The sequence below is a fragment of the Streptacidiphilus sp. EB103A genome (assembly GCF_041261405.1).
In the GTDB taxonomy this organism is placed as follows: Bacteria; Actinomycetota; Actinomycetes; order Streptomycetales; family Streptomycetaceae; genus Streptacidiphilus.
Map to the genome: position 1 here is coordinate 50,416 of NZ_JBGCAQ010000001.1, position 17,731 is coordinate 68,146.

The 17,731-nt window shown below is 70.9% G+C and carries 11 protein-coding genes and 2 pseudogenes; 5 read left to right on the forward strand and 8 right to left on the reverse strand.

Going from position 1 to position 17,731, the window contains the following annotated elements:
- Nucleotides 1-232 precede the first annotated feature (232 nt).
- The gene (locus ABH941_RS00215) at nucleotides 233-2,689 is read right to left on the reverse strand and encodes a SpoIIE family protein phosphatase (RefSeq protein WP_370126435.1); all 2,457 of its coding nucleotides are present in this window, start codon (nucleotides 2,687-2,689) and stop codon (nucleotides 233-235) included.
- 175 nt (nucleotides 2,690-2,864) lie between these two features.
- Between ABH941_RS00215 and ABH941_RS00220 the strand changes: the two genes are divergently transcribed.
- Nucleotides 2,865-4,328: an aldehyde dehydrogenase family protein gene (locus tag ABH941_RS00220; RefSeq protein ID WP_370126436.1), complete on the forward strand. Its 1,464-nt coding sequence runs from the start codon at nucleotides 2,865-2,867 to the stop codon at nucleotides 4,326-4,328.
- A gap of 47 nt (nucleotides 4,329-4,375) precedes the next feature.
- Here the strand turns inward: ABH941_RS00220 and ABH941_RS00225 are convergent.
- Nucleotides 4,376-4,633, reverse strand: a pseudogene (locus tag ABH941_RS00225) (IS110 family transposase); the annotation flags it as partial.
- Between the two features lie 324 nt (nucleotides 4,634-4,957).
- Here ABH941_RS00225 and ABH941_RS00230 point away from each other — a divergent pair.
- Nucleotides 4,958-7,021: pseudogene (locus tag ABH941_RS00230) on the forward strand (SpoIIE family protein phosphatase); the annotation flags it as partial.
- A 497-nt stretch (nucleotides 7,022-7,518) separates the two neighbouring features.
- Here ABH941_RS00230 and ABH941_RS00235 read toward each other — a convergent pair.
- The 5 genes from ABH941_RS00235 to ABH941_RS00255 form a co-directional block, all read right to left on the reverse strand.
- Nucleotides 7,519-8,490 carry an aldo/keto reductase gene (locus ABH941_RS00235; protein WP_370126437.1) on the reverse strand — a complete coding sequence of 324 codons (972 nt, stop codon included), beginning with the start codon at nucleotides 8,488-8,490 and terminating at the stop codon, nucleotides 7,519-7,521.
- Nucleotides 8,491-8,672: 182 nt separating this feature from the next.
- Nucleotides 8,673-9,446, reverse strand: coding sequence for a glucose 1-dehydrogenase (locus tag ABH941_RS00240; protein ID WP_370126438.1), 774 nt, complete (start codon nucleotides 9,444-9,446; stop codon nucleotides 8,673-8,675).
- 71 nt (nucleotides 9,447-9,517) lie between these two features.
- Nucleotides 9,518-10,534: a zinc-dependent alcohol dehydrogenase family protein gene (locus tag ABH941_RS00245; protein ID WP_370126439.1), complete on the reverse strand. Its 1,017-nt coding sequence runs from the start codon at nucleotides 10,532-10,534 to the stop codon at nucleotides 9,518-9,520.
- Between the two features lie 47 nt (nucleotides 10,535-10,581).
- Complete coding sequence (locus ABH941_RS00250; protein WP_370126440.1) at nucleotides 10,582-10,986, reverse strand: cupin domain-containing protein; 405 nt, start codon at nucleotides 10,984-10,986, stop codon at nucleotides 10,582-10,584.
- Nucleotides 10,987-11,045: 59 nt separating this feature from the next.
- Nucleotides 11,046-11,372: a carboxymuconolactone decarboxylase family protein gene (locus tag ABH941_RS00255; protein ID WP_370126441.1), complete on the reverse strand. Its 327-nt coding sequence runs from the start codon at nucleotides 11,370-11,372 to the stop codon at nucleotides 11,046-11,048.
- Between the two features lie 229 nt (nucleotides 11,373-11,601).
- On the opposite strand from ABH941_RS00255, the gene ABH941_RS00260 reads away from it, so the two are divergent.
- From ABH941_RS00260 to ABH941_RS00270, 3 genes are all read left to right on the forward strand, one after another.
- Nucleotides 11,602-12,495 (forward strand): helix-turn-helix transcriptional regulator, encoded by an 894-nt coding sequence (locus ABH941_RS00260; protein WP_370126442.1) that lies wholly within the window; start codon nucleotides 11,602-11,604, stop codon nucleotides 12,493-12,495.
- Nucleotides 12,496-13,118: 623 nt separating this feature from the next.
- Nucleotides 13,119-14,993 carry an RNA polymerase sigma factor gene (locus ABH941_RS00265; RefSeq protein WP_370126443.1) on the forward strand — a complete coding sequence of 625 codons (1,875 nt, stop codon included), beginning with the start codon at nucleotides 13,119-13,121 and terminating at the stop codon, nucleotides 14,991-14,993.
- Between the two features lie 292 nt (nucleotides 14,994-15,285).
- Entirely contained in the window at nucleotides 15,286-16,362 is a 1,077-nt protein-coding gene (locus tag ABH941_RS00270) for a LacI family DNA-binding transcriptional regulator (RefSeq protein WP_370126444.1), read from the forward strand.
- A 21-nt stretch (nucleotides 16,363-16,383) separates the two neighbouring features.
- Here the strand turns inward: ABH941_RS00270 and ABH941_RS00275 are convergent, their stop codons facing one another.
- Entirely contained in the window at nucleotides 16,384-17,415 is a 1,032-nt protein-coding gene (locus tag ABH941_RS00275) for a hydroxyacid dehydrogenase (RefSeq protein WP_370126445.1), read from the reverse strand.
- Nucleotides 17,416-17,731 lie beyond the last annotated feature (316 nt).

Sequence of the window (17,731 nt, forward strand, 5' to 3'; positions counted from 1 at the left end):
ACATGTGGCCTGTGCGGCGCCAACAGTCTCGTATGACCACCTGTTGCCAGTCGGCCGAGCAGCAGTGGTCGGAGAGGGTCCGGCGGTAAGGATGTGGCTGGTCGCCGACCCGGAGCTGCGGGCAGCCAGGCCACCGATGCCGTCGCCGGTAGAACCGTGCCACCTGCATCGCCGAAGGCTCCCTGCCGTGTTCCGCCGTCGACCCTACGGGAGTTCGGCGGCGCCGGGATCGTCAGGTGGCGGGGAGGGTCTGTTCGGCCCAGATCGTCTTGCCCGTGTACGTCTGGCGGGTTCCCCAGTCCTGGGTGAGCTGGGCGACCAGGAGCAGGCCGCGGCCGCCTTCGTCGGAGGCGCGGGCGCGGCGCAGGTGGGGAGCGGTGTTGCTGGCGTCGGAGACCTCGCAGATGAGGTTGCGGTCGCGGATCAGCCGGAGCTGGATGGGGGCGCCGCCGTAGCGGATGGCGTTGGTGACGAGTTCGCTGACGATCAGTTCGGTGACGAAAACGGCGTCGTCCAGGCCCCACTCGTCCAGTTGCTTGCAGGCCTGCTTGCGGATCCGGGCGACGGAGGCGAAGTCGGGGGGCACGTCCCAGGTGGCGACGTGGGCCGCGTCCAGGGCGCGGGTGCGGGCTATCAGCAGCGCCACATCGTCGGCAGGGCGGTCCGGCAGCAGCGCCTGGAGCACGGTGTCGCAGGTGTCCTCCAAGGATGGAACCGACCGGGCCAGCACCGCGCGCAGCGCGTCAAGGCCTTGGTCGATGTCGCGGCCACGGGCTTCGACGAGACCGTCGGTGTACAGCGCGAGGAGACTCCCTTCGGGAAGTTCCACCTCGATGGCTTCGAAGGGCAGGCCGCCCAGCCCGAGTGGGGGGCCTGCCGGGACGTCGAGGAATTCCACTGCGCCGTCCGGGGTCGCCAGCGCCGGCAGGGGATGGCCCGCGCGAGCCAGGGTGCAGCGCCGGGAGACCGGGTCGTAGACGGCGTACAGGCAGGTGGCGCCGATGATGTCGTCGGCGGTGCCGGCTGTGCTGTCGGCACCGGCGTCGGCGTCGGCGGACAGGTGGATGACCAGGTCGTCCAGGTGGGTCAGCAGCTCGTCGGGCGGGAGGTCGACATCGGCCAGGGTGCGTACCGCGGTGCGCAGCCGTCCCATGGTGGCCGAGGCCTGGATGCCGTGGCCGACGACGTCGCCGACGACCAGGGCGACCCGGGCGCCGGACAGCGGGATCACATCGAACCAGTCGCCGCCGACGCCGGCCTGCACGCTGGCGGGCAGGTAGCGGGAGGCGACCTCGACGGCGGCCTGCGGGGGCAGCCGCTGCGGCAGGAGACTGCTCTGCAGGGTCAGGGAGGTACGGCGCTCGCGGCCGTAGCGGCGGGCGTTGTCGATGCATATGGCGGCCCTGGCGGTGATCTCCTGGCCCAGGAGCAGGTCGTCCTGCTCGAAGGGCTCCGGCCGCCGGTGGCGGGAGAACGTGGCCACGCCGAGGGTGATGCCGCGGGCGCGCATCGGCACGGCCAGTACGGAATGGAAGCCGTACCGCCGCATCCGCTCGGCCCGGTCCGGGGTGCGGGCCGCCACTTGGGCTATCGCGGCGGCGTTCACGTTCTCGATCAGCGGCTGACCGGTGATCAGGCACCTGGCTGCGGTCGACTCATCGGGGTAGGCGGCCACCGTTCCACGCTGGACCACGACCTCGGGGCAGCCCTCCAGGACCGACTGGTAGGCCACGCGGCGCAGCATGACCGGGCTGGTCGGCGAACCGGCGCGAGGGTCCTCGCCGCCTTCGATGGCGGGTAGCAGGTCGACGGTGACGAAGTCCGCGAGCCGCGGGATGGCCACGTCGGCGAGTTCCTGAGCGGTACGGGCGAGGTCCAGGGTGCTGCCGATTTGGACGCTGGCGTCGTTGAGCAGGGCCAGACGGCCCCGGGCCAGGTGTTCCTCGGTCATGTCCTGCGCGGACAGGAGCACGCCCCGCACCGTTCCCTCGGCGTCCCGCACGGGTGTGAGTGCCGTCGTCCAGGAGCTCGCGCGCTCGTGGCCCACCAGGTGCAGGGCCACCTGTATGTGCTGCTGCTCGCCGGTCCGCAACGCCTGCCGCATGCACTCCTCTGTGCGGTCGCTCTGCGGGTCGACCACGATCTCCGACACGCGCAGCCCCTGCATCGCCTTTTCGGAGAGGCCGATCACACGTTCCATGCGGGCGTTCGCCCGTAGCAGCCGCAGTCCGGCGTCGTAGAGCGCGGTCGTCCCCGGGGACTGGGTGAACGCCCACATCGTCAGCGCATCGTCCTGGGGAGATGCGGGAGGGCGGGCCAGGGGGGAGACCAGGAGCCAGTGACTGCCCCCGCCGACTGCGCCGGCTCCGTTGTCCGGCTCCCGGCGGTGGGCCAGCAGATCCACGGTGAGGCGATGGCCGTCCCGGTGCCGGAGCGTCACCGTCCCGTTCCACCTCGGCAGCGTCTTCAGGGACCGTAGCGTATCGACTGGAGGCTGCCTGGCGAGCAGCCCGGCCGCGGCCCGGCCGACGACCTCTGCGGACCGGTATCCGAGCAGCCGTCGCGCTCCTTCGCTCCACCCGGTCACGATGCCGCGCGGGTCCACGGTAGCCCTGGCCGTGGCTGCCCCGTCGACGGGATCCTCCTCGGGCCACGCCGCCCGGTCGTCCTGGGATTCAGATCCCGTCATCGCGCTCGTCCGCCCTCGCCTCGGTCCTTTCCACCATGGGTTGCCACGACGCCGGGAGCAACCGCTGGCCGATCAACATCATCAGACATATGATCAAGAAGGTTGAAAGGACCCAAAGACCCATCTATATGTCGATTATTCGATCAATCGATCACTGGGGATGGAGGGCCGAGCCATGACCGTTTTCGGCGAGGGGACATGGCCGGACACGGATGAATGGACCGGGAGGATCTACAGCGGTGGCTGGCGGTTGTCCGAGGGCGGGACTGCCACGGTGACCGAACCGGCTACGGGGGAACAGCTGGCGCAGGTGGGTGTGGCGGCGCCTGCGGACGTCGCCCGGGCCGCGGTCACGGCAGCCCAGGCTCAGCGGGCCTGGGCCCAGGTGCCGCCTCCGGAGCGCGCCGAGGTGCTGCTGCGCGCCGCCCGGGCACTGCGCGTCAACAGCGGTGCGATCCGCGAGTGGATCGTCAGGGAGTCCGGAGGCATCCCGGCGAAGGGCGACTACGAGATTGCCGCCGGGCTGAGCCAACTGGCGCAGGCAGCAGGGCTCGCGTCGCTTCCGCTGGGCGAGATCCTCAGCCCGTCACTGCCCGGTCAGGCCAGTTACGCATGGCGGGTACCGCTCGGCGTCATCGGTGTGATCAACCCCTGGAACGCACCGCTGCTGTTCGCCATGCGGGCCCTGGCACCCGCGCTTGTGCTCGGCAATGCCGTCCTGCTCAAACCCGATCCCCACACACCGGTGTCCGGCGGTGTCGTCGTGGCCCGGCTGTTTGAGGAGGCCGGACTACCCGAAGGGCTGCTCCATGTCCTGCCCGGAGGCATCGGGACCGGCCAAGCCGTTGTGGCCGACCCCCACGTCGCCATGGTCTCGTTCACCGGCTCCACGGAAGCCGGGCGGGCGGTCGCCCGCGCCGCGGGCGAGGAGCTCAAGCGGGTGGCCCTGGAACTGGGCGGCAAGAACTCGATCATCGTGCTCGACGACGCGGACGTCGAGGCCGCGGCGGCGGCCGGCGCGATGAGCTCCTTCGGTTACCAGGGGCAGGCCTGCGTCGCCGCCGGACGCCATCTGGTGCATGCCGACCTCGTGGAGGCGTACACGCAGGCGCTGGTCAGGCAGGCCGAGGCACTGCGGATCGGGGACCCGCGCGAGGAGGGCGTGGTGATCGGCCCGGTCATCAACGAGCGCCAGGCCGCGCGGATCGAGCGCATCGTGGACGAGAGCGTGGCCGCCGGAGCACGGGTGCTGGTCGGCGGACGCCGCGACGGGCTGTTCTACCCGCCCACGGTCCTGGACCACGTCGGGCGGGCCATGCCCGCCTTCAGCGAGGAGATCTTCGGGCCCGTCGCCCCCGTCGTCCCGTTCCGGACCGACACCGAGGCAGTCGAGATCGCGAACGACACCGAATACGGCCTGACGGCGGCCGTGCACTCCCGCTCGGTGCGGCGGGCCACCGCCGTGGCCGAGCAGTTGCGCACGGGCATGGTGCACCTCAACGACGTGTCCGCCAAGGACGCCGCGAACGCGCCCTTCGGCGGGATGGGAGCATCGGGCAACGCCTCCCGTATCGGCGGCACGGCCAACCTGGAGCTGTTCACCCAATGGCGCTGGATGACGGTGACCGAGGGAGCTTGAGCAGGGTCGGGGGCTGGCAGTCGCCCCTGATGCCCCTGCGACCGCCAGCGCCGTGCCGCGCCGCATTTCGCGCCGACGAGAGCGCCCAGCACGAGGAGGCTGCCTGCCCCCTCGCGGCCCTGGTCATCGCCGCCATCCGTCTGCGCCGGGGCGCCAATGGCGACGAATTCGGCTCCCAGGATCGGGCCCATGCCGGGCATGGACCCGATGATCTCGGCCCGATCGTCGGTGCGGAAGGTCTCGCGGATCTCCTTGTCGTTCTCCTTGATCCGCTCGTCCAGGGCCAGGAGCTGGTGGGCCAGGTCGTCAGCTTCTCAGGGGAGAAACGCACCCCTCCGCGTACGCGGTTGCTCCAGCGGCTCCGGAGCATCAGGATTGGTAGAGGTGTTCTCCCGGCACATGCTCCCTCCGGGGCTCAGCGGGACGGTCTCCGGCGAAGGGCGGGATGAGCGACTATGGAGCGCCGCAGCACCGCCCCGGGCGATCGTCCGGACCACGATCGCCGCTCCCAGCCGGAACTCCCACCTGAAACCGTGCCGGAACCCCCACCGCAACCCGTACCGGAAGCCGTACCGGGACCAGCGTCGGAACCCGTAGCGCGGGATGTATGGGAGGACAACCCGCGGGGGGCACCTGGGGACTCGGCACTCACGAGCCTGGCGTTCGCGTACTACCCGGGCGTCACGGCGCTCTATGACACCGGCCTACGGACCCGGCGGACCAGTCCGGGTTTGCAGCGCTTGCTCGCGCGCTCGGAGGACGAGATGCGGGGGCTGCGGATCTCGCAGATCGTGGCGCCTCCGCAGGGCGAGCAGATTGAGAGGTGCATGAGCCAGGTTCTGGAGTCCGGCGTACCGGTCACCGTCGAGAACTGCCTACCCAGTGCGGGCGCGGTCGGCGAACCCACCCGTTCGGTCCGCCTGGCGCCGCTGACAGACACTGCGGGCACCATCCGGGGCATTCTGCTGGCCGCCCAGGACAGCACCGAGTTGGACGTCACCCGGCAGCGGCTACGGCTGCTCAACGAGGCCAGTGCCCGGATCGGCAGCACCCTGGATGTCGGGCGCACCGCGCAGGAGCTCGCCGACGTGGCCACCGCCGCCCTCGGCGACTTCGTCAGCGTGGACCTGCTGGTCTCCCTCGACCACGGCGGTGAGCCGCCGTCCGGCCCGCTGCACGGCCCGGTCGCGCTGCGCAGGGTCGCACACCGGTCGGTGCTGCCCGGCACCCCGGAGGTGGTCGTCCCGCTCGGCGAGGTGGAGTACTACCCCGAGTACTCACCGCCCGCCGAGTGCCTGGCCAAAGGCCATCCAGTCAGCCGCCGGATCACCGACGAGTCGATGCGCCGCGGGGCGGCGCAGGACCCGGTCCGGGCGGCCCGGATCCAGCATTTCGGGGCCCACACGGTGATGGCGGTTCCGATGCGGGCGCGAGGAACCACGCTCGGGGTGGCGGTGTTCTTCCGCCACCGGAACCCCGAGCCGTACGAGCGGGACGACCTGCTGCTGGCCGAGGAGATGACGGCTCGGGCCGCCGTATGCATCGACAACGCCCGTCGCTACACGCTTCAGCGCGAAACAGCACTGACGCTGCAGCGCAGTCTGCTGCCGACCGGGCTGCCCCGGCAATCCGCTGTGCGGCTGGCCTCCCGCTACCTGCCGGCCGGGGCCCAGGCCGGGGTCGGCGGCGACTGGTTCGACGCGATCCCGTTGTCGGGCACGCGCGTCGCCCTGGTCGTCGGCGACGTGGTCGGCCACGGCATCCAGGCGTCGGCCACCATGGGCAGGCTGCGCACCGCCGTACGCACCCTCGCCGACATCGACCTGCCGCCGGACGAACTGCTCACGCGCCTTGACGACCTGGTCTCCCGTCTGGGGAGCGAAGCGGAGAGCGACGGAGACGTCGGCGCCACCTGCCTGTACGCGATCTACGACCCGATCAGCCGGCTGTGCTCGTTGGCCCGAGCCGGTCATCCGCTGCCCGCCCTGGTCACCCCGGACGGCACGGTGAAATTCGTGGACCTGCCCGCCGGTCCGCCGTTGGGCCTGGGTGGGTGGACATTCGAGGCCGTCGAGATCGAACTGCCCGAGGGCACCTTGCTGGCGTTGTACACCGACGGCCTGATCGAGTCCCGTGACCGTGACATCGACGAGGGCTACCTGCTGCTCGGTAAGGCTCTCGCGCGGCCTGCCGCATCCCTCGACACCCTCTGCGACACCGTGTGCGACGCGCTGCTCCCGGCCCCTTCCACCGACGATGTCGCCCTCCTGCTGGCCCGTACCCGGGCGCTGCCCGCGGACCAAGTGGCCACCTGGGACATCGCCGCCGACCCGGCCCTGGTGGGGCACGCCCGCAAGCTGACATCCGACCAGCTCACCGTCTGGGCGATGAGCCAGGACGGGTTCGCCGCCGAGCTGGTGGTCAGCGAGCTGGTCACCAACGCCATCCGCTACGGCGAGCCCCCGATCCAGCTGCGGCTGATCCGTGACCGAGCTCTGATCTGCGAGGTCTCCGACATCAGCGACACCGCGCCTCATCTGCGCCGCGCTCGGGTCTTCGACGAGGGGGGCAGGGGCCTGATGCTGGTCAGCCAGCTGGCCCAGCGCTGGGGCACCCGGCACACCCCTACCGGCAAGACCATCTGGGCCGAGCTGCCGATCCGACCGTCGCAGGAGTGTGGTCACCAGGCTTGAGCTGGGCGGACGCCTCATGGAGCGGGCCCGCGCAGCCATCAGCTCGGCGTGGGTCCGGCTGGCGGCATCGCCCGGGTGGTTTGGGCCTGCGCGGCAGATGCCGCACAGGCCGGTCCGGTCGCCGCGCGCCCGGAAGTCGGTCACGGGCGGAGCCCGTCGCCTCGTCGGATCATCGGGCGGTCAGGCTGCTCCTCGGGAACCAGGGGTCGCGGCGATTCGGCGTGCGCGTCGTACCACGGCTTCGTCAGTCCAGGACGGGATCGGTCGCGACGTCGCATCGCCAGGCCAGGCGGGGGCGTGGGGCTGCTCGACGTCGGTGGGCGAGGCCACAAGCACGATGTCCGCGCCAAGTCCGGGGTGGCGCAGGGCCCTGCTTGCAGGCCTGGTACCCGGATACGATCACCAGTCCGTCACCGGCCGACGCAGCCGGTCCGAGCTCGCGAGCACCTTAATGTCCTGGGCCAGGAATTCAGCCCGAGGCGAGCGGGCCAGGGAGGTCAGAACCAGGAGGGTCCGCTGTTGGTGTAGGGCTTCTCCAGGGTGGCCGCTTCCTGGTCCGTGAGGTGGAGGTTGAGGGCCTCGGCCGCCTGCTGGAGGTGGTGGGGCCTTGTGGCTCCGACGATGGGGGCGGAGACCAGCGGGTTGCGCAGCACCCAGGCGAGAGCCACCTGGGCCATGGGCACGCCGCGGGTTTCGGCGACCTGCTGTACGGCGTTGATGACCGGTTCGTCGTGCGGGCTGTCGAAGGCTTGGACGACGTGGTCGGTGGTGGAGCGGGTGCTCTGCTCGCCGGCGGGTCGGGCGAGGCGGCCCTTGCCGTTGGGGGAGTAGGGGACCAGGCCCACGCCCATGTCGCCGCACATGGCCATCAGTTCGGGCTCGTCCTGGCGGCGCAGGAGGTTGTACTGGTTCTGCATGGACACGAAGCGGGTCCATCCGCCGAGGTCGGCGGCGTGCTGGAACTTGGCGAACTGCCAGGCGTACATCGAGGAGGCGCCGATGTAGCGGACCTTTCCGGCCCGGACGATGTCGTGCAGCGCCTCCATGGTCTCCTCGGCCGGCGTCTGGTCGTCGAAGCGGTGGATCTGGTAGAGGTCGATGTAGTCGGTGCCCAGCCGGGTCAGGGACGCGTCGACCTGTTCGAGGATGGCCTTGCGGGACAGGCCCTCACCGCCTGGGCCGTCGTGCATCCTGCCGCGGACCTTGGTGGCGAGCACGATGTCCTCGCGCCGGGAGTACTCGGTGATGGCGCGGCCCACGATCTCCTCGGAGGTGCCGGCCTGGTAGACGTTGGCGGTGTCCCAGAAGGTGATGCCCAGTTCGACGGCCTGGCGGAAGAACGGCGCGGCCTTGTCCTCGGTCAGCGCCCAGGGGTGGGCGCCCGGGACGGTCGGATCGCCGTAGCTCATGCAGCCCAGGGCGAGCCGGCTCACCTTGAGGCCGGTGGTGCCAAGACGGGTGTACTCCATGGTGAAGCTCCTCAGGGGTCAGACGTCGGCCCGGTCTGTGCGGCGGGGGCGACCAATACTTGGAGCGGTAGGCGTCGTCGACCGCGTCGAGGACGGCATCGTCCGGGCGTGGTGGGGGCTGGGCGGTACAGGGGCATGGCTTCGCGCCGTGCCGCCCGTGGCCCGGTCGGAGGAGGGGTGGTTCAGTGGGTGGTGTAGCCGCCGTCGACTGGCAGGGCGACGCCGACGACGAAGCTGGCGCCGGGGCTGCACAGCCACAGGGCGGCGGCGGCGACTTCTTCGGCTGTGCCGAGCCGTCCGATGGGCTGCTGCTGCATGATCCCGGCCATGGCTTCGGCCTGGCCTTCGAGCATGTCGGCGACCATCGGGGTGTCGATCACGCCGGGGCAGACGGCGTTGATGCGGATGCCCTTGGGGGCGTACTCGACCGCGGCGCTCTTGGTCAGGCCGATCACGCCGTGCTTGGAGGCGTGGTAGGCGGCGCGCTCGGGCAGGCCGACCAGGCCGCCCAGGGAGGAGCAGTTGACGATCGCGCCCGAGCCCTGGGTGCGCATCTGGCGCAGTTCGTGCTTCTGGGCGGCCCAGACGCCGCGCAGGTTGACGGCGTTGACGCGGTCGAAGTCCTCGGCCCTCTCGTCGGCGGCATCGGACGGCGGGGCCTGGATGCCGGCGTTGTTGAAGGCCATGTCCAGCCGTCCGAAGGCGGCCACCGCGCGGTCCACCGCTGCGGCCGCCTGGTCCTCGTCGGTGACATCGCACACGACACCGATGGCCTGGTGGCCGGCGTCGGTCAGTTCCTTGGCGGCCTGCTCGACGGCGTACTGGTTGACGTCGGCCAGCACGACGGCGGCGCCGGCCTGGGCGAAGGCGCGGGCGGCGGCCAGGCCCATGCCGGAGGCTGCGCCGGTGACCAGGGCGACCTGGCCCTCGAAGTTGTACTGCGGGTTCGCATTCATGAGAAGGAGGGATCCAATCCAGTGCGGCAGCACGGACGCACTGCACGCTTCGGGCGGGGGCTCGGGTGGGGTCAGGGACGCAGAAGGGTCTTGATGGCGCGGCGCCCGTCCATGGCCTGGTAACCCTCGGCGGCCTGGTCCAGGGGCAGCTCCAGGTCGAAGACCCTGCCGGGGTTGATGCGGCCGTCCAGCACCCGGTTGATGAGGTCGGGCAGGTAGGCGCGGACGGGGGCGGGGCCGCCGCGCAGGGCGACGTGGGAGTAGAAGAGTTCCTCGCCGTTGATCTGCACGCCGTGGGGGACGCCGACGAAGCCGACGTTGCCGCCGGGGCGCGTGGAGTGCAGGGCCTGCTGCATGAACTCCGGGGTGCCCACGCACTCCAGGACGGCGTCGGCGCCGATGCCGCCGGTCAGCTCCTTGATGCGGGCCACACCCTCCTCGCCGCGTTCGGCGACGATGTCGGTGGCGCCGAACTCGCGGGCGAGTTGCTGGCGGGAGGTGTGGCGGCTCATGGCGATGATGCGCGTCGCGCCGTGTTCCTTGGCGGCGATGACCGCGCACAGGCCCACCGCGCCGTCCCCGACGACGGCGACGGTCCGGCCGGGCCGGACCTGGGCGGCGACGGCCGCGTACCAGCCGGTGCCCATGACGTCAGAGCAGGCCAGCAGGCTGGGAATGTGCTTCTCGTCCACCTCGCCGGGCACCGGCACCAGGGTGCCGTCAGCAAGGGGGACCCGGACGTACTCGGCCTGGGCGCCGCCGACGAACTCCCGGTGCAGGCAGCTGGTCTGATAGCCGCTCTTGCAGTTGGGGCAGGTGTTGTCGCTGGCGAAGAAGGAGCCGACCACCAGTTGGCCGGGCTTGACGCCGGTGACGTCGCTGCCGATTTCCTCGATGACGCCGACGTACTCGTGGCCGACCGGAGTGGGTCCGGCGAAGTCGTTGATGCCGCGGTAGTCCCACAGGTCCGAGCCGCAGACACAGGTGGCGACGGTGCGGATCACCGCGTCCGTCGGCTGCTGCACGGTGGCCATGGGCCGGTCTTCGACCCGGATGTCACGGGGGGCGTGGATCACTGTTGCGCGCATGGATCTTTCCGTAGTCGCGAGAGAGCGGATGGGTGCCGGACCCCGGTTCAGGGGGTACGGGTGAGGTGGCGGGGGCCGGTGTACTCGGCGTCGGTGACGTGCTCCAGCCAGTGGACGTCGTCGCCCTCCCACAGCGCGATGTGCGCCATGAACCGGTCCGGGCTCGCGCCGTGCCAGTGCTCCTCACCGGCCGGAGTGAAGACGACATCCCCGGCGTGGGCCTCGACGATCCCGCCGCCACGGGACTGGATCAGGGCGATGCCCTCGACGATGTAGAGGGTCTGGCCCAGCCCGTGGGAGTGCCACGCGGTCCGGGCGCCGGGCGCGAAGCGCACCAGGTTCGCCCGCGCACGGGCCGGGTCCTGGCCGCGATAGAGCACATCCGCCCACGCGTCACCGGTGAACATCTCGGGCGGCAGCTTCATGGTCGGCTGACGCTGCACGATCTCCATGATCAGACTCCTTGCGTACGTGCGGTGGTAAACGGGCCGGGCCCCGGCCCGGGGAGGGCTCAGGAGACGGCGAGGACGGTCCTGGCGACGGTGAGTGCGGACATGGCCTTGGGCCATCCGGCGTAGAAGGCCAGGTGGGTGACCGTCTCGATCAGCTCCTTGTCGCTGACCCCGTTCTCGCGGGCCCTGCCGAGGTGGAAGGCGAGCTGCTCGGTACTACCACTGGTGACGAGGCCGGCCACCGTGACCAGACTGCGGTCCCGCGCAGACAGGTCCTGGTTCTCCCACACCTGCCCGAACAGCACGTCCTCGCTGTAGCCGGCCAGCGCCGGGGCGATGTCCCCGAACTGCTGGCGAGGACCCCCGGGCTGCTTGCTCTCCGGCATTGACGCTCCCTTCCGCATGGGATGCCCGGCGCGTCCCCGCATCGGCGGGGCGCGGACATCCACGTCCATTCCGCCCTGCAGTCACCGCCGGTGCCACCGGAGCGGACGGGCGGCCTGTTGTTGGCCTGCTGTCGATGAAACGCCGGCCCGTAGCCGCGCGGAAGGACCTCTTGATACGTGTACTGGCAGTACACCCCTGGCCCGTCGGCGTCGTCGTAACCTCGAAGGCATGGACAACCGAAGCGAGGTCTGCGAGTTCCTCACCAGCCGCCGCGCCAGGATCACCCCGCAGCAGGCCGGCCTGCCCGACGCAGGCCACCGGCGCGTCAAAGGGCTGCGCCGCGAAGAGGTCGCGATGCTCGCCGGCGTCAGCGCCGAGTACTACGCCCGGATGGAACGCGGCAACCTGTCCGGCACCTCCGAAGCCGTCCTGGACTCCCTCGCCCGGGCCCTGCAGCTCGACGACTCCGAGCGCGCCCACCTCCTGGACCTGGCCCGCACCGCCAGCACCACCCGCCGTCCCGCTCGCCGCCGCACCGCACAACGCATCCGGCCCGGCCTGCAGCAGCTCCTCGACGCGATGGCCGACGCGCCCGCCTTCATCCGCAACGGCCGCCTCGACATCCTCGCCACCAACCAACTCGGCAAGGCGCTGTACTGGCCCCTGTTCCAGGACCCCGCCCGGCCGGTGAACATCGCCCGGTACCAGTTCCTGAACCCCGGCGCCGACCAGTACATGACCGAACTGGACGCCCAGCGCTCCGCAGCGGCGGCGCTGCTGCGCACCGAGGCCGGCCAGGACCCCTACAACCGCGAACTGAGCGACCTGATCGGCGAGTTGTCCACCCGGAGCGAAGCCTTCCGTGCCCTGTGGGCCGCCCACAATGTGCGCCTGCACCACACCGGCCTCAAACGCTTCCACCACCCCGGTATCGGCGACCTCACCCTCGCCTTCGAGGCCCTGCCCGTCCCCAACGACCCCGGCCTCACCCTCACCGCCCTCAGCGCCGAACCCGGCACCCCCGACCACGACGCACTCAAACTCCTGACCAGCTGGTACGCCACCCTCGACCACAACCAGCCAACGGCACCCGCCCCCACCGGCAACGAACGCAGCGCGTAGCCCCGTCGTCGAAGAGGCACAGGCGCGCTGTTGCCCTTACGGGTCGCAGTCCTGGGGACGGTCGGGCAGTCCTCGGTGCGGACGGCGGGCGGCAGCTCGCAACTCAGTAGGCTCGCGCCAGGCAGTCCGCAATGCCGGTACCGGAACCACGGCAGCCGCAGGCAACAGCGGCAGTGAAACGACCGGTTCGGGCGGTGGCCCACCTGCCGGCGGCGGCCCGTCGGTGGTGATCGGCGGGGCGGCCGTAGCCGCGGCGGTCGTGGCTGCTGCGGGCGGCGGCGTCTTCGCCAAGCGCAGGCGGCGCAGGGCCGCCGGGTCGACACGGGCCACCGCAGTCGACTGTCCCGGTCCCACCGCTCCTCCTCGGCCGACCGGGCACCGGCGCCGAAAGTAGGAGGGCTGCGGCATGCGCTTGTGCAGTGAGAGCCGTGCGATGCGGTTCGGCGTGCTCAAGGCGGGAGTGCAGCCCTCGGGGTCGGACGCTTCACCTCCACGTTGCGGCCACCCTTGCCGCGTGGAGGACAGCGGATACGGATCGTTCCGCCCGAAAGTGATATCCGCCTGCCCGGCCCGGGGTCTCCTGCATGTACCCCCGATTCAGCGCGCGAGGACAGAGGAACGCAATGAGGGAATACCCCGGTACGCAGCGGGTGGATGCGGCCAAGCACGGCGACCAGCAGGCGCTCGACGAGCTGATCGCCGCGTACCTCCCCTTAGTCTACAACATCGTCGGCCGGGCCCTGGACGGACACGCGGACGTCGACGACGTGGTCCAGGAGACGATGCTGCGCGTGGTCCACGGCATAGCGGGGCTGCGTGACCCGGCCGCTTTCCGCTCCTGGGTGGTGGCGATCGCGGTGCGCGAGACACGCGACCGCCGTCGGCTCCGCCGGACAGCGGGCGACGGTGGAATGGATGAACTGCTCGGCATCGCGGACCCGGGGGCGGACTTCGTGGATCTCACGATCCTGCGCCTAGGCCTGTCGGGTCAGCGCCGGGAGACCGCGGAGGCGTCGCGCTGGCTGGAAGCGGCGGACCGCGACCTGTTGGCGTTGTGGTGGCTGGAGACGGCGGGCCAGATCACCCGCAGTGACCTGGCCGGGGCGATGGAGCAGAGCACCGAGCACGTCGCCGTACGCGTGCAGCGGATGAAGGCCCAGCTGGAGACCGCGCGGGCGGTGGTGCGTGCGCTGTGGGCCGCACCGCGCTGCCCGCGACTGGACGAGGCGATTCGCGACTGGGACGGGAACGCGTCCTCGCTGTGGCGCAAGCGGTTGGCCCGGCACGTGCGCGAGTGCCCGGCGTGCTCTGCCCACCTGGAGGGTCTGGTGCCGGCCGAACGCCTGCTGGCGGGGATCGCCCTGGTGCCCTTGACCGGAGTGCTCACGGGGATCGCCGCCCACCCCGCACTGCTGGCAGCACTGTGGAGCTCTGCCGACCCGCACGCAGAGCCCGCTGCGGCGGCGCGCGTAGCGCGACACACCGCCACCCGCCGAACACCGCGCAGCACATGGGCCCGGAACGGGCGCCTGCTCACGGCCAAGTCGGTCGTCGTCCCGGTCGCGCTCACCGCAGTCGTGGGGGGAGCCGCTGTCGCCTTGACCGGACGCTCAGCTCCCGCCTCCCCGGTAGCCGTGGTGCGTGCGCAGCAGGCGACCAACAGACCCGTGCTCCCACCGAGCGCGTCCGCCGGATCGCCCAGCACGTCCACTGCGGAGTCGAGGCCCCCCAAGGCGTCCGCGTCGGCATCCCCCAGCTCCACGGCCCCCACCACGGCGTCCCCCACGACGGCGACGCCCACCGCAGCGGTCTACGGCCAGACCGTGGACACCCCGGACAGCGCGCCGCCGAAAAACCTCAAGCCCGGCGCACTACCGCACCGCCCGGAGACCAAGGCGATCAATGTCATTGCCGGGAAGTGGAACAAGCCGTTCACAGGAGCGATCGGCGGCTCCTGGCTGATGTTCTACCGAGGGGACTCCGAGACGCTCAGCGGAACCGGCTACTTCTCGGTGCGCTGGGAGGTCGCCTACTTCAACCGCGTCGGTCGGCTGGTGATGCCCACCTGGACGGGGTTGCGCGGGAAGCTGTTCCATGTCGCGTCCGGCGGCTACTACCGGATGACGGACGAGCGACCGAACGCCACCGACCAGCCTCACACCTGGATGGGCCAGCCGTCCACGGGCTACGACACCCTGCCGTCCGGCGCCCAGCAGATGTGGGAGGTCGAGTTCTTCCACCTCGACGGGACCGTGACCCTGCACCTGAACGAGAACTACGCCGACTACAACCTCGGGGTATCCCCGGAGACCTGGCAGAGCGTCACCACCGACATCGACACGCCACCGGACCCGGCGACCTACGACGATCCCTCCAACCCGAGAATCCGCTACGGAATCGTGCGCGACACCGGAAACGACGCCGCCCCCGTCCCGCAGTACCTGACCCGAAGTGATCCCTCGGACCCGACCGGCGTTCCCCAGCACTCGCACGTCTAGCGGTGGACTCCTCGAACCCGACTTTCCGACTGACCGTGCCCGCGGGATCCAAAGCTCACTGCGCCGCTCGGAGGCTGTGCGCAGGCGCGCAACTCCCTCCAGGTACATCGACGACAGAAAGCCGAACCGGATCGCCCTGGGGGTGCGGCTTTGGTACACAGGGTTCAGGACGTCTCCGCTGGCTGGGAAACTTTTTGGTAACCGGTTGCTGTCGGGAAGTCTAGACTGAATCCTTCCAGACGCGGCGGACCGTGGTCCGTGGGCGAGGGCACAGGAGCGGGAGCGATATCCGGTGGACGAGCAGCAGGATTCCGGGCAGTCGAGAGGTTCGCGGCGCCATACGATCCGTGACGTCGCCGCGCGGGCCGGGGTGTCGGTGGCCACGGTGTCCCGGGTGCTGGCCGGGAACTACCCGGTGGCGGCGGACACCCGGGCCCGGGTGGTCAAAGCCGTCCAGGAGATGGACTACGTCGTCAACGCGCATGCCAGGTCCCTGGCCGGGGTGGGCGTGGAGACGGTGGCGATTCTCATCGACAACATCACCGGGCCCTCCTTCGCCCATATCGCCGAGGGCGTGGAACTGGAGGCCGCGGCCAGGGGCCGGTTGAGCCTGGTGTGCACCACGCACGGCAACCCCGAGCGCGAGCTGGCGCTGGTGGATCTGTTGCGCCAGCAGCAGGCCGCGGCGGTGATCCTGGTGGGCGGGGCGCACGATCTGGACGAGTACCAGGTGCGGATGGCCCGGTTCGCCAGGTCGCTGGACGCGGCCGGGTCCCGGCTGGTGCTGTGCGGTCGCCCTCCGCTGCGGGCCGACACCGCCGCGACGGTCGTGGACTACGACAACGAGGGCGGCGCCTTCGCGATGACCAGCCACCTGCTGTCCGCGGGACACCGCCGGATTCTGGCCCTACCGGGGGAGGAGGGGCTCACCACCGCGGTGGGCCGCCTGGCCGGCTACCGGCGGGCCCTTGCGGCCCATGGAGTGGCGGAGGATCCGGAGCTGGTGGCCTGGGGCCCGTACACCCGCAGGTTCGGACAGCGCGCGATCGAGGAGATGCTGGCCCGGGGAGTCGAGTTCACGGCGGTCTTCGCGGGCACCGACATCGTGGCCTCCGGGGTGTTGGAGGCGTTGCGGGAGGCCGGGATCGACGTGCCGGGGGACGTGTCGCTGGCCGGGTACGACGACATCCCGCTGGCGGCGGACCTGTTCCCCAAACTGACCACGGTGCATGTTCCGTACGAGGAGATGGGGCGCACCGCGGTGCGCCTGGCGCTGGACCGGCGCGACCGCGAGGTGGAGGACCGGGCCGTGCTCGGGACCCACATCGTGGTGCGCCGGTCCGTGGCGCCGCCGCCGGTCCGCGCCTGACCGTGCCTGGCCGGGGGACGGTCAGGCGCTGTGTTCGAGTTCCTGCAGGGTGACCCCGTGCCGAAAGGGCTGGTCGGCGGCGAAGCGGGCGAGTTCGTCCAGCGCTGAGCTGCCCAGGCGGCGCAGTTCGACTCCGGCGGCGCCGGCCAGATGCGGGGTGAGCAGGACGTTGGGCAGCGTGTAGAGCGGGGAGTCGGGGTCCGTCACCTCGGGTTCGGTGGTGTCCAGGATCGCGTCGATCCGGCCGCTGACCAGCTCGTCCAGCAGCGCCTGCTGGTCGACCAGCGCCCCGCGGGCGGTGTTGATGAGCACGGCTCCGTCCGGCAGCAGTGAGAGCCGGTGACGGTCGATCAGGTGACGAGTGCTCGGGAGTGAGGGTGCGTGCAGGCTGACGATGTCGCAGCCGGCCAGGAGCAGGTCCAGCTCTGCCAGGTGCACGCCCAGCCGGCGAGCGTCGTCCGGTTCGAGGAAGGGATCGCTGACCCAGACCTCCAGATCGAAGGGGCGCAGGAGTTCGATCACCCGGCGTCCGATCCGCGAGGCCCCGACCAGGCCGATCCGGCGCTGGTAGTTGCCTATCGTCAGATACTCACGCTCCAGATCCACAAAGCTACGGCGGCGGCGGTACTCGCGGGCCAGCGGCAGTACGCCCTTGCCGGCCAGGAGCAGCATCGCCAGGGTGAACTCGGCGACCGGCTCGGCGTTGGCCGCGGCCGCGGTGGAGACCTGGATGCCCCGTTCCCAGCAGGCGGGCGAGACCCAGTGCTTGACCGATCCCGCGGCGTGGACGATGGCGCGCAGCCCAGGCGCTGCATCGAGGACGTCCTGGTCGATCGGCGGGCAGCCCCAGCCGGTGACCAGGACCTCGGCGCAGGCCAGGGCGGTGCGCGCGGCCGGTGAGGAGAACTCGGTGAGCGCGGGACCTGGGGCGGCCCGGGCGATCTCGCCGAGGCGGGCCAGGCCGGCGGGCCCGAAGTAGCGTTCGGGCAGGTGTGACCGCATGGCCAGCGCGGTGTTCGGTCGTCGTGTCACGGTCGCCTCTCGGAGTGACATGCCGGTGCCGGCAGGACGGAGGCCGTCCGTCCAGGCAGGGCGGGAAGGAGGTTCTGGCGAGGATTTAAGCACATGGTTAGTAACCGGTTTCTATAACTTTTCTGCATCGTAACCAGGCCGTGCACGCTGGAGCAAGACCCCGGCATCCCCGGACAACGGCCCGCTATGCGGCCTCTGCCTGCGGATATGCCAGAGAAGGCGAGGTGTGCGAGAGGGTCGCGGCGATCTGTGTCGGGCGCCCACGGACGAACGCAGGCCCCTCCACAACCCTTGACGGGTGGTGTTCCGGGAGTTCAATCTACGTCGCAGGGCAGCT

Excerpts from the sequence above, each read along its gene's own strand:
- ABH941_RS00265 (WP_370126443.1), top strand. The coding sequence starts at position 13,119 with ATGAGGGAATACCCCGGTACGCAGCGGGTGGATGCGGCCAAGCACGGC.
- ABH941_RS00250 (WP_370126440.1), bottom strand. The coding sequence starts at position 10,986 with ATGGAGATCGTGCAGCGTCAGCCGACCATGAAGCTGCCGCCCGAGATG.
- ABH941_RS00215 (WP_370126435.1), bottom strand. The coding sequence starts at position 2,689 with ATGACGGGATCTGAATCCCAGGACGACCGGGCGGCGTGGCCCGAGGAG.
- ABH941_RS00275 (WP_370126445.1), bottom strand. The coding sequence starts at position 17,415 with ATGTCACTCCGAGAGGCGACCGTGACACGACGACCGAACACCGCGCTG.
- ABH941_RS00245 (WP_370126439.1), bottom strand. The coding sequence starts at position 10,534 with ATGCGCGCAACAGTGATCCACGCCCCCCGTGACATCCGGGTCGAAGAC.
- ABH941_RS00220 (WP_370126436.1), top strand. The coding sequence starts at position 2,865 with ATGACCGTTTTCGGCGAGGGGACATGGCCGGACACGGATGAATGGACC.
- ABH941_RS00235 (WP_370126437.1), bottom strand. The coding sequence starts at position 8,490 with ATGGAGTACACCCGTCTTGGCACCACCGGCCTCAAGGTGAGCCGGCTC.
- ABH941_RS00255 (WP_370126441.1), bottom strand. The coding sequence starts at position 11,372 with ATGCCGGAGAGCAAGCAGCCCGGGGGTCCTCGCCAGCAGTTCGGGGAC.
- ABH941_RS00240 (WP_370126438.1), bottom strand. The coding sequence starts at position 9,446 with ATGAATGCGAACCCGCAGTACAACTTCGAGGGCCAGGTCGCCCTGGTC.
- ABH941_RS00260 (WP_370126442.1), top strand. The coding sequence starts at position 11,602 with ATGGACAACCGAAGCGAGGTCTGCGAGTTCCTCACCAGCCGCCGCGCC.